The organism is Streptomyces sp. NBC_01197 (genome assembly GCF_036010505.1).
Lineage (GTDB): Bacteria > Actinomycetota > Actinomycetes > Streptomycetales > Streptomycetaceae > Streptomyces.
This window is the reverse complement of record NZ_CP108569.1, coordinates 7,573,257-7,589,047: the sequence shown is the minus strand read 5'-3', so window position 1 is coordinate 7,589,047 and position 15,791 is coordinate 7,573,257. Positions and strand designations below refer to the sequence as shown.

Here is a 15,791-nt window from a genome sequence, read left to right as displayed (position 1 = left end):
CCAGTACGCGAAGAAAGGCACCCCGATGCACCCTCGACACCACCAGAAGCTGCACTTCGGCCCTGTCCGCTCCGAGCTCCACGTCGGCGTGGACGTCGACCGGATGCGCCGCGAGCGCGCAGACCGGATGCGCGCGCTCATGCGCGCGCAGGGTGTGCCGGCGCTTCTGCTGGCCGGCGCCGACAACGTCCGCTACCTCACGGGATTCCACTGGGGGGAATTCCAGCTGCAGACCGGATACGCCCTGTTCTTCGCCGAGGGCGACCCGGTCGTGTTCTCCCCCGCGGGCTCCCTGCAGCAGATGCCCGACCAGGCGCCGTGGGTGCCCGGGTGGCGTCCGGCCATCTCCTGGCTGGGCGGGGTGGCCCCTGCTTCGGCGATCGCGGAACTGTCCATCGCTTTCGCCGCGCAGATCCGTGACGAGCTCGCCGAGCGGTCCCTCACGGGCGAGCAGCTCGCCGTGAGCGAGATCGACGAGGCGGGGATGCGTGCTCTCCACGCCGCAGGCATCGACACGGTCCCCGGCCTGCCACTGCTGCTCGAGTGCGGGACCGTCAAAACGGCCGACGAGATCGCCTGCATCTCCATGGCCGCCAGCCTGGCGGCCGCCGGCTACGAGACGGTCCGTGCGAACCTGCGCCCCGGCGTCCGCCAGGCACAGCTCTCGACCGCAGCCCGGCGCGCCATCGAGGACGCGGGCGCCGAGGCCGGCGCGGCCCGTCTGCTGTCGGGCCCGCTGTCCTTCCCGCGGGGGATCAGCGGCGGCGACCGCATCGTCGAGTACGGCGACCTCGCCTACCTGTTGACCTGCGGGACGTCCTACATGGGCTACACCGCGTGCCTGTACCGCCAGTTCATTGTCGGCCGCGCGCCGACCGCGACGGAGAGTTCGTCGTACACGAAGCTCACCGACCGCCTCGACCACGCGATCTCCCTGATGCGCCCCGGCGCGAGCACCGCGGACGTCGCGGCCGTGCTCGCCCCCGCCGAGGAGCTGGGCTTCGGGTCGGAGACCGAGTGCTTCAGCCTTGAGCTCGGACACGGGGTCGGCCTGGTCAACGCCGGTTCGCGCGCCATCCACTACAACCCGCCGGTGATCACCCGCGAGTGGTCCTTCGACCACCCCGAGGAGATCAAGGAAGGCATGGTCATCGCGATCGAGGGCATCGAAGGGCAGCACCGCGTGGGCGGCGTCCGGCTCGAGAACCTCGTCGTGATCACCGCCAACGGCGCCGAGCTGCTCGACCACTACAAGCGCGACGAGATGATCCAGACCGCCGCCTGACACCGGTGGGGCACCTTCTTCCATCCCGCGCCCCACACCACTTCCACGAGGACGACGCGCACGCCGGCGTGTGCTGAAGGGACGACCATGCCGAAGCATCGGCGACTGGACACGCAGACCCCGTGGGTCGAGCTGAGTACCACCCCCGCGGACTGGAAGCGTGCCGACCCCGCGCTCCTCGCGGGCATGCTGGCCCAGCTGCACCTGATCCGCTCCTTCGAGGAGACCGTGCTCGAACTCGCCGGCGAGGGGCTCGTCCACGGGCCTGCCCACTCGAGCATCGGCCAGGAGGGCGGCGCGGTCGGCTCGATCATCGGCCTGCGCTCGACGGACGCCGTCAACGGGTCCCACCGCGGGCACCACCAGTTCCTCGCGAAGGCGCTGACCCACGTGGGCGGTGTCCGCTCCGACCTCACCGCCCTCGTCACGCCCGAGATCCGTGACGTCCTGCAGAAGGCCCTCGCCGAGATCCTCGGTCTCGCGCAGGGGTACTGCCGTGGCCGCGGTGGGTCGATGCACCTGCAGTGGTTCGAGGCAGGGGCGCTCGGCACCAACGCGATCGTAGGCGGCGGCGCCCCGATGGCCACCGGCAACGCGTGGGCGCAGAAGCATGCGGGCACCACCGACCTGACGATCAACTACTTCGGCGACGGAGCAGCCCAGATCGGCTCCGTGCTCGAGAGCATGAACCTCGCGGCCGTGTGGAAGCTCCCCAGCGGGTTCTTCATCGAGAACAACCTCTACGGCGTCTCCACGCACGTCTCCGAGATCACCGCCGACACCCGCCTGTCGGTGCGCGGACAAGGGTTCGGCGTGCCGGGCTGGCGCGTCGACGGCATGGATCCCCTCGCCGTGCACCTCGCGACGACCGAGGCCGGCGAGCGGATGCGTGCGGGCGAGGGCCCGGCTGTCATCGAGGCCGAGGTGTACCGCTTCTTCCACCAGAACGGGCCTTATCCCGGCAGTGCCTTCGGCTACCGTACGAAGAAAGAGGAGGCGGCGTGGCGCGAGCGCGACCCGCTGCTGCGCGTCGCCACGGAGATGCAAGGGCTGGGCCTGGTGAGCCAGACCCAGGTCGACTCGGTGCGCGATCAGGCGCGGCAGGCGATGCGCGAAGTCACCGCACAGCTGCTCGAGACCGACCCCCATGCCGACGGCAAGCGGCGCATCCGCCCCGAGCTGTGGCCCCAGCCGGAGTTCGTCGACGTGGGCCTGCGCGGTGACACCAGCGAGCTGGACGGCGCGCGCACGCTCGACCCGGCGACCACTCCGGTCGTCGGCAAGCGCGGCAAGTTCATCGATGCCGTCTCGGCCGTGATGGGCCGCCGCATGGAGCAGGATGACCGGATCGTCGTCATTGGTGAGGACGTGCACCGCCTCGGTGGTGGCACCAACGGAGCCACCAAAGGCCTGGCCAAGCGCTTCCCCGGACGCGTCCTCCCCACCCCGATCAGCGAGAACGCCTTCGTCGGTCTCGGGGGCGGCCTTGCCCTCGACGGCCGCTTCCGCCCCGTGGTCGAGTTCATGTACCCCGACTTCATGTGGGTCGCCGCCGACCAGGTTTTCAACCAGATCGGCAAGGCCCGCCACATGTTCGGCGGCGTCAACCCCGTGCCGCTCGTGCTGCGCACCAAGGTCGCGATGGGCTCCGGGTACGGCTCCCAGCACCTCATGGACCCCGCAGGCGTCTTCGCGACCAGCCCCGGCTGGCGGATCGTCGCACCGTCGACGGCCGCCGACTACGTCGGCCTGATGAACGCCGCGCTCGCTCTGGAGGACCCGGTGCTCGTGATCGAACACGTCGACCTGTACGCCCGGGCCGACGAGATCCCCGAAGACCTCGACTACCAACTGCCGTTCGGCAAGGCCGCGCTGCGGCACGAGGGCTCCGACGTCACGATCATCAGCTACCTGTCGATGGTCCACCACGTCCTGGAGTCGGTCGAGGAGACCGGTCTCGACGCCGACGTCATCGACCTGCGCTGGCTCGACCGCGCCTCAGTCGACTGGGAGACCATCGAGACGTCGGTGAGGAAGACCAACGCCGTGCTGATCGTCGAGCAAGGTGCCAAGGGCACCTCGTACGGCGGGTGGCTCGCCGACGAACTCCACCGCCGCCTGTTCGACTGGCTCGACCAGCCCGTCCAGCGGGTCACCGGCTCGGAGGCCAGCCCCAGCATCTCCAAGGTGCTCGAGCGCGCCGCCATAGCCCGCACCGAAGAGGTCGTCGTGGGAATCGGGCAGGTCCGCGCCGGGATGGGGGGTGTCTGATGGCCACTATCGTGCGCATGCCCGAGGTACTCGCCGACACCACTGAGGCCGCGATCACCACCTGGCTGGTCGCACTCGGCCAGGAGATCGCCGTCGGCACCGCCCTCGCCGAGATCGAGACCGACAAAGCGGTCGTCGAGTACGCCTCCGAGGTTGAGGGCACCGTACTGCACCTCTTCGCCGACGAGGGCGCCACGGTCACGGTCGGAGACCCGATCGTCGCGGTCGGCGCGCCGGGCGAGGCCGTGGAGGGGGTGGAGGGGGTGGAGGGGGCGACCGGCGGGGCGACACCGGCCTCCTCCCCTGCAGCCACTGCGCCTGCGCCCGCCGCCTCCTCGGCGGGGGCCTCGAGCGCCGTGCCCCAGTCCTGCTCCGTCACACGTGGGCCGGCCGAGCCCTCTGGCCGACGCTTCACCAGCCCGCTCGTGCGCAGGCTGGCGAAGGAGCACGGCATCGACCTCGCCACGATCACGGGGACAGGACCGAGCGGCCGTGTCGTGCGCCGTGACATCGAGGGCGCGGTCCGTGAGGGACGCGATGTTCCCATGTCCCCGGCGGCGTCCGGCGCCGAGCCTGCAGCGACTGCATCGCCCGCCGCGGCATCGGCACCCGCCGCGCCTGCGGCGCCAGCCTCTGGCGCCTCCGCCCCGGACGGCGTGGAGGAGGTCCCGCTGACCTCCATGCGGCGCGCGATCGCCCGCCGTCTCACCGAGAGCAAGACCTCGGTGCCGCACTTCTACCTCGTCGCGGACGCACGGGTCGACGAGCTGCTTGCCCTGCGTAAGCAGGTCAACGCGGTCGCCGACGTCAAGGTGTCGGTCAACGACTTCGTACTCAAGGCCGTCGCGGGAGTCCTGCGTGCGATCCCGGAGGCGAACGCCACCTGGGGCGAGACCGTCCTGCACCGCCACCTCACTGTCGACGTCGCGGTGGCCGTCGCGATCGAGGGCGGGCTCGTCACGCCCGTCGTACGCAACGTGGACCGGCTGGCCGTCAGCGAGATAGCGCTCACCGTGCGGGACCTCGCCGAGCGCGCCCGGGCCGGGCGCCTCAGGCAGCACGAGCTCGAGGGCGGCTCCTTCTCCGTGTCGAACCTCGGCATGTACGGAAGCCAGGAGTTCTCAGCGATCATCAACCCGCCGCAGGCGGGGATCCTGGCGGTCGGCGCGGTTCGACAAGTGCCCGTCGTGGACGACGGAGAGCTGGCCGTGGGCACGGTGATGACGGTGACGCTCTCGGCCGACCACCGCGTGATCGACGGCGCGCTCGCCGCACAGTGGCTCACGGCGTTCGTCGAGCGGATCGAAAACCCGATGCTGCTGCTGGTCTGACACCGAGTTCGGTCGCACACGACACCCAGCTCAGACCAGCACAGCCCCTCAGACAAGGGAGTTTGAATCATGCCCAGTACGGGAGTCCTCCGGGGCAAGCATGTCCTGATAACCGGCGCAGGCCGCGGTCTCGGCGAGGCGTACGCACGCGCTGCCGTCACCGAGGGCGCGCGCGTCGTCATCTCGGACATCAACGCGGAGTCTGTCGAGGCAGTCGCCGCGTCGATCAACGGCGCGGGTGGCGAGGCGCTCGCGGTCGTTTCCGACGTCACCGACTGGGACAGCTGCGAGAAGCTCGTCGCGGCAGCCGTGGAACGCTTTGGCAAACTCGACGGCCTGGTGAACAACGCCGGTTACCTGAACCCCACCGTCGCGGGCACCGAGACCGAGGCCGATATCCGCCGGCACATCGACATCGGCGTCTACGGGACCTACTTCATGTCGGTTCACGGTCTCGCCGCGATGCAGGGCAGCGGGTCCATCGTCAACGTAACCTCGGGCGCGCAGGTCGGTCTGCGGATGATGAGCGCGTACGCGGCGGCCAAGGGTGCGGTCGCCTCGCTCACGTACGCCTGGGCAAACGAGTTCGGCGGCCAGGACGGGGACATCCGGGTCAATGCCATGGCCCCGCATGCCTCCACGCCCATGATGGACGCCGGCACGGCCGCTTATACGAAGTACTTCGGCGGGCAGGCGGTCGCGCCGCCACCCGCGACGAACGCACCCGTCGTTCTCTACTTGCTGTCCGACCTGAGCAAGGGCGTGAACGGCCAGGTCGTACGCCTCGCGAACGGGCGCGAACTGCACCTGATGACCCACCCCCAGGTCCTGGACCGGCCACTGACCCGCGACTCGTGGACCGTACAGGATGTCGAGCGGGCCTTCGACGACATGTTCCGGGACCGCCTTCAGCCTTACGGCACCCTGACCAACACCGACGCGCGGCTTGTCGAGCCCGGAGTCGTCGTGTTCGACCCTGCAACCACGTGATCGCACTGAACAGGCCAACGACAAGCTCAGTGCGGCAAGTTGGACCATACGGTTCGCCGACGATCCACGGGCGGTGGGCGATGTGCCGACCGTGCGTATCTCCCGCAGCAAAGGAGAAGTAGGACCGATCAAGCCATGGCGATTCCACGGAACCGGCCGGCCGCTGACTCTGGAAGAGGTACCGGCCCCGGAATGGAGGGCTGGAAGGTCGGCGACCGGGTCGGGCCGCAGCCGTGATGGCCGACGGCGACGCCATCGGCTACGGCGCCTGGGACGGCTACGGCCCCAAGATCCGGGCCGCCAGTGCGCGCGATGGCGACCGACGCGGGCATCACCTCGTACCACGCCATGGTCACCGTCGGCGGCCTGAAGAAGGGCATGCGGGTCGGCGTGATCGGCCTGGGTGGGCTCGGCTACATCGGCGCGCGTGTCGCCGTCCTCAAGGGAGCCGAGGTCTACGCCGCCGACATCTCCCCGTCCTCACGGGAGCTCGCCGCCGAGATCGGGCTGGCGGGCGTCGCCGAGTCAATCACCGAGTTCGCCGACAAGGATCTGCCGCTGATCGTGGACTACGCGGGCTTCGGAACCACCACCGCTCAAGCGGTTGAAACGCTGGGCAAGTCCGGGACGCTCGTGCAGGTCGGCCTCGGCCGCTTACAGGCCACGGTGAACACCCAGGCCCTCATCTTCAAGCAGCTGCGTACCTTCGGCTCCTCTCGGGCACACAACAGGACCTCGCCGAGCTCTACGAACTCAAGCGCAGCGGAGCTGCCCAACCCGCCGATCAACCGAATCGCACCGCACGAAATCCCGGAAGGCCTGGACCGCCTCCGCAAGGGCGGAGCCGTCGGCCGCATCGTTGCTGCCTACGATCACTGAGGCTCCGTCCCCCGGAAGAAGCTGCCGGGGGCCGAGCGAGCGGACACACCAACGGTCACGGTCACCGCTTCCGTCAGGAATTCTTGGCGCTGTACCGAGCAGCCTCCCTGAACGCCGTCGGAGGCATCCCCCTCCACCGTTTGAAGGCCATGGTGAAGCTGGCCGGATCCGTATAGCCCAGCTTGCGGGATATTTCCGATACGGAGTGATCTGTATTCGAGAGCAGATCGCAGGCCAGTTCACTCAAAGTCTCGTCCCGCACCCGGCCGAAGTCCTTGCCCGTGAGTTCAAGCTTGCGTTGCAGGGTACGTGGGGAGACTTGCAGCGCCGCGGCCGCATTTGCCAATGTGCGGTAGAGATTGGGCGCGGCCCTTATGGCTTTCGCGACGGTGTGGGGCCAGTCACCAGTCGCCCTGAACGAGTCGATGATCTGGGTATCCGCTCTGACCCACGCCTCGTGCTGGAAGGCGTTACCGAAGGGCAGTTCCATCTTCGATGTCGCAGGGCTCCACCGCAGCCGCAACGCCTCTGCGCCGCATTCGATTCCGCAGGAAACGTACGCCAAAGCCTCGGGCGATATTTCCGCGATAGGCACCTCGACCCGAGTGAAAGGGAAGGTGTCCCCGTACAGCCACGCGAGTGATCGGGTGCTGGCAAATAGATCACGGTACACGCTGAACGGGATCAACTCGTCCGGGGCGTCAGGGTAGGCGTATTCAATTCCCACCACTGTCCCATCCGGTGCTCGGAGAGGCATGATTTCGAGGAGCCCAGGGGCATTGTCGGTTGCGCTGGCAACTTCCACCCACGCCTCAACGGTCGGGGCGGTCGCCAGGGCCATTCCGCGAACGCCGTAGGTGCTTGTCGTGTAGGCGCGCATTGCCCGCACCCAAAGATCCACGCGATCTCTTGTGAGAGCAACGAACTGAAGCTGGAATGCCAGCTCCTTCTTTGCAGGAATGGTACTTCCCGGTCGATTCAGCGCGCCGGGGTCGATCTCTGCATTCGCGAGCGCGGTTCGCCAGTCGAGATCCGCTTCCTCGAGCAGCTGACACAACGTGTGCACACTAAAATTCGGCACGCGCAAGTTCTGGTACGAGTTCAGCTTCATCGCTTGGCACTTTCGCCGCGCTGGGGAACCGGCCGGCCAAGGGGGGCCGACGAAGCCGACACGGGTGTCGCTCCACTGCATGGCATGTTCGCTGGAATGCCGGGGGGAACGGTCGGAGAATCCATCTCTCTCTCCTCTTCGTTGAGGCGACGGGGTGCCGCTCCGGAAGCGCCGCGGCGACAGGAGAACCGCCTGGCGTCGGAAGTAACGCCAGAAGCCTTACATCTCACGCCACCAACCGGCAAGTGGTGACACCTTGGCGCGTTTTCCTGCGTTGATGGCGTCCCTTGCCATGGTGGTCCGGTGCCGGCGCTCCTAGCGTCATTCATCAGCGGGACAGAGAAGCCGACACAGCGACACCACAACAGATCGGTGAGTACTCCCACCGTTCGAAGTCACCCCTAGCGACAGGGTCGACATCGCCGCTCGTGATCGCAGCAGTCGCCTTCCTCTTCGCAGGAACCGATATGGGCCGGACGCCCTTCGGTATCCAGAGTCGCAACAGTACGGAGAAAACCCATGACGCAAAATATCGCACCACGCGACTTCGTAGCCGATCACACCGTCGCACGTTCTCAGCGCCCCATGATTGGCGGCCCGAACAAGTTCAAGGTCGCAGTTTTCGGCGCGAACGTAACGACCGGCCAGGGCGGTCTCAACCTCGCCGAGAACACGATCAAGCTCGGCAACTGGGACGAGATCCAGGGGCTCGCCCAGAAGGCCGATCGCTACGGTGTCGACGGGTTCATCCCCATCGCCCGCTGGCAGGGGCTCTCGGGCCCCGACCGCCCGTGGGGCCGACAGTACGAGACGTTCACCTGGGCAGCAGGCCTGGCAGCAGCGACGCAGAACATGCAGATCTTCGCCACTTGCCTCGTTCCTTTCATCCACCCGGTGATGGCGGCGAAGATGATGGCCACCGTCGACCACATCAGCGGCGGCCGCATGGGCCTGAACGCCACAGCTGGCTACTTCAAGCCCGAGTACCATATGTTCGGCGTCGAGGTGCCCGAGCACGACAAGCGCTATGAGCTGGCCGACGAGTGGATGACCATCGTCGAGCGACTCTGGGCGGTCGAGGACGACTACCAGTTCGACTTCGACGGGGACTTCTTCCACCTCCAGGGTGCCCAGTCGTGGCCCAAGCCCGTTCAGACGCCCGGGCCGATGGTGATGAGCGCGGGATCCAGCCCTGCCGGCCAGCAGTTCGCGTTCAAGCACGCCAACATCTTGTTCGCGGCGATCGGCAGCGTCGAGCACAGCCAGTCGGTGACACCCAAGCTGCGCGAGAACGCCGACGCGGCCGGGCGTGAGGACCTCGGCCTGTGGTCCGGTGTGCACATCATCTGCAAGGACACGGAGAAGGAAGCCAAGGAGTACCTCGAGTACATCGAGGAGAAGGGCGATTACGAGAGCGCCCTCCGCTACAAGCACATCATCCAGAACGGCGATGCCCGCGGGTGGAGCTGGGATCACTACAAGAAGTCCGAAGACCCGAAGCAGGACGAGACCATCAGGACGTTCTTCCGGGCCGGTCTCGTTCCGCTCGTCGGCACACCCGAGATGATCGTCGACGGGCTCCAGAAGCTGCACGACTCGGGCATCACGGGCATCTGCACCGGACTCGTCGATTACGACGAGGGTCTCGACCGGATGAACGAGCAGATCTTCCCGCTCATGCGCGACGCGGGTCTGCGCGCCTGACGTCCGACCATTCATGAAGGAATGAAGGCAGATGGCCTTCCCTGACCCTCAACAGCTCAGGCTCGCCGTCACGGGACCAACCGAATCCGGCGATACCGGCGGGATGTCGGCTTGGGGGCAGGCTGTTTCGGATGCGGGGTGGCTCACCCCGCCCGAGGTCGTCCATCACGCGAAGTGCCCGGCGCGCGCTGCAGACACCCCGATCCACTGCCGTGCCGACACCGGTCTTGGGGCGCCGATCAATGCACAAAGGCCGGGTGGTGTCACCGGCAGGCCCAGCGTGACTACGACAACAACGCCCTCGTCGCAGAGCACTACTGACGACACGGCTCGTGAACTGATGTGGCCCCCGACCGCAGCGAGGAGGATCCTAGTGCGGCAGATGACTCGGCAGAGCCGTGCCCAGTACCTGGCCGCGAGCCGGCCGTTCGCAATCGAAAGCGTTCAGTCCCGAGACCAGGTTGTCACCGGCGTCGTCCAACACGGCGATGCCCGCGGCCGATTGCTGGGTTTTCCCACCGCCAACCTGACCATGGAGACCAGCGCTCACCTGGACGGTGTCTGGTCCGCCGCAGTCGTCACGCAGGATGACGGCCGACACTGGCCCGCTGCGGTCTCCGTCGGCCGGAGGACCACCTTCTACGGCCGCCACGGCCAACGACTCCTCGAAGCCCATCTTCTCGACGTGGAGATCGATCTGTACGACCGGCAAATATCGGTTCATCTCGTGACCCGCCTCCGCCCCCAGCGACGGTTTCGTGACGTCGAGGACCTTGTGGAGCAGCTGGCGAAAGATGTTGAGGACGTCCGCAAGTGGGCGACATCAACTTCACCCGAAGCGGGCGCGCGATGACCGCGCGTCGGCCGCCGCCTCGGTGGGCGATTCTGCGCGTTGTGGACGCCGTTGAGGCACAGCGTCGCGCAGGGCGCGCACGGATCGACGTCGGCCTGCTCGCACGACGCGTCGGACTCAGCCGAAGCATGACGTCCGCTTGCCTCTTCGCGGCAGATTCACGGCTCTCCGCGCCGACGTCTCCGCATCGCGGGGTCGGCGTGACGAAGCCGAGCTGACGACGCCTTCGGCCCACTCGACTTCGACAGACGAGTTCCCGTCGGCACCGGAGCAGGACCAGGCATGGGCCGCGGCCACGCCACGACGCCGGCGTCCCGCGGCGCGGTACCGACGGGTCGGCAATACCCGTAATCACAACGGAAGTTTTTTCAGCTCTGGCTCACCCAGAGCGTTGCAGTGTTCCCATCGCGGTCACCTTGACGTGATCAGGCAAGCGACGGGGCGGACAGTGGGGTCCGTGCATGTGCCCCGCGAAAGGAGGAGGACTTATGACCCGGTCCAAAGTGCGCACGTCCAGCGACGACCCGATGATCGTCCGAAACGCGTTCGCGCAGTTCCCGTCCGGCGTGGCGGTGCTCGCGGTCGACATCGGCGGCGAGAAGCACGCGCTCGTCGCGTCGTCTTTCATGGTGGGCGCGTCGCTCGAACCGTGCCTCGTCGCGGTCGCGGTGCAGAAGTCTTCTGAGACATGGGGCCTGATCAAGGCTGCCGACTCGCTCGGCGTATCCATATTCGGCAAAGGCCAGGGCGATCTGCTGCGCAAGCTCGCAGGCAAGGACCGCGCTGCCCGCTTCGAGCAGGTTGCGGTCGAAGTCGGCGACGAAGGCGCCATCTTCATCGAAGACGCAGCGCTGTGGCTCGAGTGCTCGATCCATGAGGTTTCCGAGGCAGGTGACCACTGGATGGCCCTGCTCGAGGTGAAACAGCTCGGCGTCGGCCAGAACGAGCCGCTCGTTTGGCATGGCGCGAAGTTCCGGGAACTCATCGACGCGTAGGCGATCGACGCCAAGCACGCGATGAGGTTGCTCCTCCTGTGAAGACCGTTACCGCCGTACAACACCATGGTGTGGTCTCGCAGCCCACCACGACCAACCCTCCATCGTCTACCCGCAGCGCCGACCAAGCGCATGCTGGAGACGATCAATGGGCCGTCACGGCTTGCCCCGTCATCTCATCCGGTAGACCGGAGGTTCAGGGCGGCGCGACGAGTTTGACCGGAGGCTGCATCCGTTTTAGGCTCGACTCCATGCGGAGACAGGCTCCGTTTTGCTGTGGCCGCGGAAACACAAGCAACGGGAGGGTGCATGAGCGCCGAGGGACGACAGAGGCGCAAGCTCGTGCAGCCGTCCAGCGCAACCATGCAGTCCCCTGAAAGCGGCGCAGCGCCACTTCCCGAGGGAAGGGCTCGACACCTCCGTAGCAGCGGTGGCCAAGGAGGCCGGCGTCCGCCCCCATAGGGGCACCCCCCCGGGCGGACATCGCGCGGCTCGGGGACGCCTCCGAGGAACCGCTCGGCCGCCTGCGTGCACTCACTGAGAGCGGACGCCGCGAACAGGACAACGAGGGGTAGGCCACCGGCCGCCCTATTCACAGACATCGTTAGGCGCCCGCGGGGGTGCCGGGAATTCTCTCCGCGCAGCCGTCCATAACGAATCGCCCACCTCCCCAGGGGCTGGCGCAACCTTGAAAGGGATAATTCGTGAAAATTGGGGTTATTGGAACTGGGCCGATCGGGACGACACTGGCGCGCAGGTTCAGCGCCGGCGGACACGACGTCGCGGTCGCCAACTCTCGGGGACCCGAGACGATCGATGCCGAGACACTGGAATTCGGGGCGCATGCGGTGACCGCGGCCAACGCCGCTCAGGGCAAGGACGTCATCGTTCTGTCCATCCCGTTCGGGCGAATCCCGGCGGTGGCTCCGCTGTTCGCCTCCGTACCCGACCAGACCGTAGTCATCGACACCTCCAACTACTTTCCCCACCGGGATGGCGCCATCGAGGCGGTGGACAACGGCCAAGTGGAAAGCCTGTGGGTCACCGAGCAGCTGGGGCGGCCCGTGGTCAAGGCGTGGAACGCCGTACTGTCACAAACGCTCGAGGTCATGGACGCTCCCGCGGGCACCCCGGACCGCATCGCACTGCCGGTCGCGGCAGACTCCGAAGAGGCGCGGCGTGTGGGCATGCGCCTGGTGGACGAATCCGGATTCGACCCCTTCGACGCCGGTACTCTGGCCGACTCCTGGCGCCAGCAGCCGATGATGCCCGTCTACTGCACCGAACTGGACTTGAAGGACCTGGAGAAGGCCCTCAACGCGGCCGACCGGGACGCGGCCCCGCACGTCCGGGACCGCATGCTGGAGCGCGTCCTCGAGTTCACCTCCACGCCCACGCGGGAGCAGCTCCTCGAGCTGAACCGCTCCGTCCACCGTTGAGCACACGGGCCACGGCCCCACAACAGGGCCGCAGTTGAACTATCACAATCACCTTCTTCGTAGCCCCGAACGCCAGCGCAAGGCCCACTCCTCACGCCGCATTCGCGTCGAGCACGGCATTGGGCACCTCAAGAACTGGCGGGCCCTCGCCCGCCACCACGGCCGCCGCAAGCACATGAGTGACATCATCCAAGCCGTCGCCGGACTGCTCTCCCACCAGCAGACCGCCACCATCGCCAGCAGCGTGCGCATGTGAACACGACGGCCAAACCTCGGCCCTCGACGTGCCACCGCCAACCATGCACGACCTCGTTAGGGTGCAGAAGATGCGCTCGACCAAGAGCGGCGATGGTTCGACCCTGCGGCCTCATCGCATCGGAAACCTCACATACCGGCTCAACCATGCATACTGAACGTAATGGTCATTGGCTGGAGGTGCGCATGATGCGGTCCTCACCCTGGCGCGGAGACGCCTGGCCGTCCGTGTTCGGCGAGATCGCGACGGTCGTGATCGACGCTCAAGGCACTGTGCTGTGCTGGTCCCGCGCGGCCGAGGAACTGCTGGAACGGACGGCGGCGGAAGTCTGCGGGAAGCCGGCCGAGGACCTGCTCGCCGACACCTCCGAGTGGTGTTGCCGGGATGAGGCCGAGGAGACCGGGATTCCGCACGCGGGGCGGGCACTGCTGCGGCACCGCTCCGGTGACGTAGTCGAGGTCGCCTTCCAGGTATCGCCGCTGCCGGCCTCCTCGCTTCTCGTCCTGGCCGCCCCCGCCCGCCGCGTGATCGACTGGGAGCAGGGTGCAGCCTTGCTGCGTGCGCTATTCGCTCAGGACCAAATCGGGATCGGCATCCATGACTCGGACCTGACCGTCGTGCGGACCAACATCACACCCGACATGTTCGGCGGCATCGGTCTGTCCATCGGCGGCCGTCTGGCGGACGTGATGTCCCCGCAGGACGCCGAGGGCGCCGAGGCGGCACTGCGCCGGGTACTCGATACGGGTGTGCCGCTGGTCAGGCACGAGCAGTGGATGGGCTCGCCGCAGATTCCCGGGGGGCGGTGGTCCGCGCTGTCCGCATTCCGGCTGGATGATGCCCAGGGACGCGCTAGTGGGGTGGCCGCGCTCTGCACAGATGTCACCGGGCAGCAGCGGCCCCGCCGCGAGCTGGAGCTGCGATATCAGGCCTCGGTCCAGATCGGCGCTTCCCTCGACGTCAAGCACACGGCCCAGGACCTAGTGGATGTCCTCGTTCCGGCCTTCGGGGACTTGGCCTATGCGGCTCTGGCAGAGGCCGTGCTCGAAGGCGAGGAGCCCCCCAAGATCCGTGGCGGAGGAGAATTGCACCTGCGCATGGCCTCGGTGGCTTCGGCCTCCGGTCCCTGGCCGGCCGCGCTCATTCAGCCCGGTGAGGTATTTCCCCCATGGCCGGACCACCCTGTGGTGCGCGGCTACCAGCGCGGCGAGGCCGTCATCCTTGACCGGGCGAGCTATGTCGATGCATTCGGTACCCCGGAAATTCTCGGCAGGTTCGTCCCCGAGGGTGGGCACTCGGTTGTTTGCGCCGCTCTGTTCACGCGCGGCCTGCTGCTCGGCTCCATCGACGTCTGGCGCACCGAGCAGCGCGAACCCTTCGACCAGCAGGACGCGGAGCTGCTGGCCGAGATCGCCTCCCGGGCGGCGCTGAGCGTGGACAACGCCCGCCGCTACACCCGCGAACACCGAGCGGCCGTCGCCCTCCAGCAGCGCCTGCTCCCGCAGGCCACCACCGACTCCCTGGCGGCGGACACCGCGGGGGTGTACCTGCCCGCCGGGGGCGGCGCCGAGATCGGCGGCGACTGGTTCGACGTGATCTCGCTGCCCTCATTGAGATGCGCCTTCGTCGTCGGCGACGTTATCGGCCACGGCCTGCCCTCCACTGCCACCATGGGCCGGCTGCGTGCCGCTATTCAGACCCTGGCCGATCTGGAGCTCGATCCCACCGAACTACTCACCCACCTGGACGACCTTGTCAGCCGACTTGCCACCGAGGCCGGCCCCGAACAGCAGGACACGATCGGGGCTACGTGTCTGTATGCCCTATACGACCCCGTCACCGGCTGCTGCACCCTGGCCTCCGCCGGTCACCCGCCGCCCATTCTTCTCCGGCCGGACGGCACCGCCCGCGTCCTTGAGGAGCTCTCCCCGGGGCCACCGCTGGGAGTTGGTGGCATGCCCTTCGAAACCACCACGATCGACTTGGCCCCCGGCAGCATCCTCGCCCTGTACACAGACGGGCTGATCGCACGAGCCGATCACGACGTGGACGCCGGTCAGCGGTACCTGACCGAACGCCTGGCAGCGCACTACCGCCCAGACGGCCCCCTGCAGGAGACCGGCCGCGCTCTGCTCGCCGAAGCCGCCGACAGTCCGTCACGCGACGACATCGCCCTGCTCCTGGCCCGCACCCGCGTCCTGCCGCCGCAGGCCACCGCCGCCTGGGAGTTCCAGGCCGACCCCGCCGTCGTCACCGATGCCCGCGAGGCCACCCTCCAGCAGCTCGCCGCCTGGGGGATGGACGACCTGGCCTTCACCACCGAACTGGTGGTCAGTGAACTGGTCACCAACGCCATCCGTTACGCCGGCGGCCCCATCGGCCTGCGCCTGATCCACGACGTCACCACGCTCATCTGCGAGGTCACTGACCCCAGCAATACCCAGCCCCGCCTGCGCCGGGCCCGCTGGGCCGACGAGAGTGGCCGTGGCCTGTTCCTCATCGCCCAACTCACCTCGCGTTGGGGCAGCCGCTACGACCAATCCGGCAAGACCATCTGGGCGGAGCAGCTCTTGCCGCTCGCCACCGCGACGTAGCACGGCGGATCTCGCGCGCGCCGGGGGCCGTTGGAAACGGATTTGCTGAGCAGGCCCCTCGCCGACAGCTTGACATACAGCCG

Annotated in this window: 12 protein-coding genes; 11 read left to right on the top strand and 1 reads right to left on the bottom strand. The window is 67.6% G+C overall.

Annotated features, from left to right (window positions below):
- Positions 1–25 precede the first annotated feature (25 nt).
- The 5 genes from OG452_RS34685 to OG452_RS34665 all read left to right on the top strand — a co-directional run bounded on the left by OG452_RS34685 (position 26) and on the right by OG452_RS34665 (position 6,756).
- Positions 26–1,285, top strand: a complete 1,260-nt coding sequence (locus OG452_RS34685) for a M24 family metallopeptidase (RefSeq protein ID WP_327293535.1) — start codon at positions 26–28, stop codon at positions 1,283–1,285.
- Positions 1,286–1,372: 87 nt separating this feature from the next.
- Positions 1,373–3,556 (top strand): alpha-ketoacid dehydrogenase subunit alpha/beta, encoded by a 2,184-nt coding sequence (locus OG452_RS34680; RefSeq protein ID WP_327293536.1) that lies wholly within the window; start codon positions 1,373–1,375, stop codon positions 3,554–3,556.
- Positions 3,557–3,573: 17 nt separating this feature from the next.
- Positions 3,574–4,887 carry a dihydrolipoamide acetyltransferase family protein gene (locus tag OG452_RS34675; protein ID WP_327293537.1) on the top strand — a complete coding sequence of 438 codons (1,314 nt, stop codon included), beginning with the start codon at positions 3,574–3,576 and terminating at the stop codon, positions 4,885–4,887.
- Between the two features lie 69 nt (positions 4,888–4,956).
- Positions 4,957–5,877, top strand: a complete 921-nt coding sequence (locus OG452_RS34670; RefSeq protein WP_327293538.1) for an SDR family NAD(P)-dependent oxidoreductase — start codon at positions 4,957–4,959, stop codon at positions 5,875–5,877.
- A gap of 312 nt (positions 5,878–6,189) precedes the next feature.
- Positions 6,190–6,756: a zinc-binding dehydrogenase gene (locus tag OG452_RS34665; RefSeq protein WP_327293539.1), complete on the top strand. Its 567-nt coding sequence runs from the start codon at positions 6,190–6,192 to the stop codon at positions 6,754–6,756.
- Positions 6,757–6,829: 73 nt separating this feature from the next.
- Here the strand turns inward: OG452_RS34665 and OG452_RS34660 are convergent, their stop codons facing one another.
- The gene (locus OG452_RS34660; protein ID WP_327293540.1) at positions 6,830–7,867 is read right to left on the bottom strand and encodes a helix-turn-helix domain-containing protein; all 1,038 of its coding nucleotides are present in this window, start codon (positions 7,865–7,867) and stop codon (positions 6,830–6,832) included.
- Positions 7,868–8,386: 519 nt separating this feature from the next.
- Here OG452_RS34660 and OG452_RS34655 point away from each other — a divergent pair.
- From OG452_RS34655 to OG452_RS34630, 6 genes are all read left to right on the top strand, one after another.
- Positions 8,387–9,571, top strand: coding sequence for an LLM class flavin-dependent oxidoreductase (locus OG452_RS34655; RefSeq protein WP_327293541.1), 1,185 nt, complete (start codon positions 8,387–8,389; stop codon positions 9,569–9,571).
- A 382-nt stretch (positions 9,572–9,953) separates the two neighbouring features.
- Complete coding sequence (locus OG452_RS34650; protein ID WP_327299464.1) at positions 9,954–10,424, top strand: riboflavin kinase; 471 nt, start codon at positions 9,954–9,956, stop codon at positions 10,422–10,424.
- A gap of 488 nt (positions 10,425–10,912) precedes the next feature.
- Positions 10,913–11,419, top strand: a complete 507-nt coding sequence (locus tag OG452_RS34645) for a flavin reductase family protein (protein WP_327293542.1) — start codon at positions 10,913–10,915, stop codon at positions 11,417–11,419.
- Positions 11,420–12,123: 704 nt separating this feature from the next.
- On the top strand, positions 12,124–12,858 hold the full coding sequence (locus OG452_RS34640) for an NADPH-dependent F420 reductase (protein ID WP_327293543.1): 735 nt from the start codon (positions 12,124–12,126) through the stop codon (positions 12,856–12,858).
- A 34-nt stretch (positions 12,859–12,892) separates the two neighbouring features.
- Positions 12,893–13,114, top strand: coding sequence for a hypothetical protein (locus OG452_RS34635; RefSeq protein WP_327293544.1), 222 nt, complete (start codon positions 12,893–12,895; stop codon positions 13,112–13,114).
- Between the two features lie 188 nt (positions 13,115–13,302).
- On the top strand, positions 13,303–15,708 hold the full coding sequence (locus OG452_RS34630) for a SpoIIE family protein phosphatase (protein ID WP_442810145.1): 2,406 nt from the start codon (positions 13,303–13,305) through the stop codon (positions 15,706–15,708).
- Positions 15,709–15,791 lie beyond the last annotated feature (83 nt).

Coding starts and splice junctions, on each gene's coding strand:
- OG452_RS34660 (WP_327293540.1), bottom strand. CDS start 7,867: ATGAAGCTGAACTCGTACCAGAACTTGCGCGTGCCGAATTTTAGTGTG.
- OG452_RS34685 (WP_327293535.1), top strand. CDS start 26: ATGCACCCTCGACACCACCAGAAGCTGCACTTCGGCCCTGTCCGCTCC.
- OG452_RS34670 (WP_327293538.1), top strand. CDS start 4,957: ATGCCCAGTACGGGAGTCCTCCGGGGCAAGCATGTCCTGATAACCGGC.
- OG452_RS34630 (WP_442810145.1), top strand. CDS start 13,303: ATGCGGTCCTCACCCTGGCGCGGAGACGCCTGGCCGTCCGTGTTCGGC.
- OG452_RS34680 (WP_327293536.1), top strand. CDS start 1,373: ATGCCGAAGCATCGGCGACTGGACACGCAGACCCCGTGGGTCGAGCTG.
- OG452_RS34655 (WP_327293541.1), top strand. CDS start 8,387: ATGACGCAAAATATCGCACCACGCGACTTCGTAGCCGATCACACCGTC.
- OG452_RS34675 (WP_327293537.1), top strand. CDS start 3,574: ATGCCCGAGGTACTCGCCGACACCACTGAGGCCGCGATCACCACCTGG.
- OG452_RS34665 (WP_327293539.1), top strand. CDS start 6,190: ATGGCGACCGACGCGGGCATCACCTCGTACCACGCCATGGTCACCGTC.
- OG452_RS34650 (WP_327299464.1), top strand. CDS start 9,954: ATGACTCGGCAGAGCCGTGCCCAGTACCTGGCCGCGAGCCGGCCGTTC.
- OG452_RS34645 (WP_327293542.1), top strand. CDS start 10,913: ATGACCCGGTCCAAAGTGCGCACGTCCAGCGACGACCCGATGATCGTC.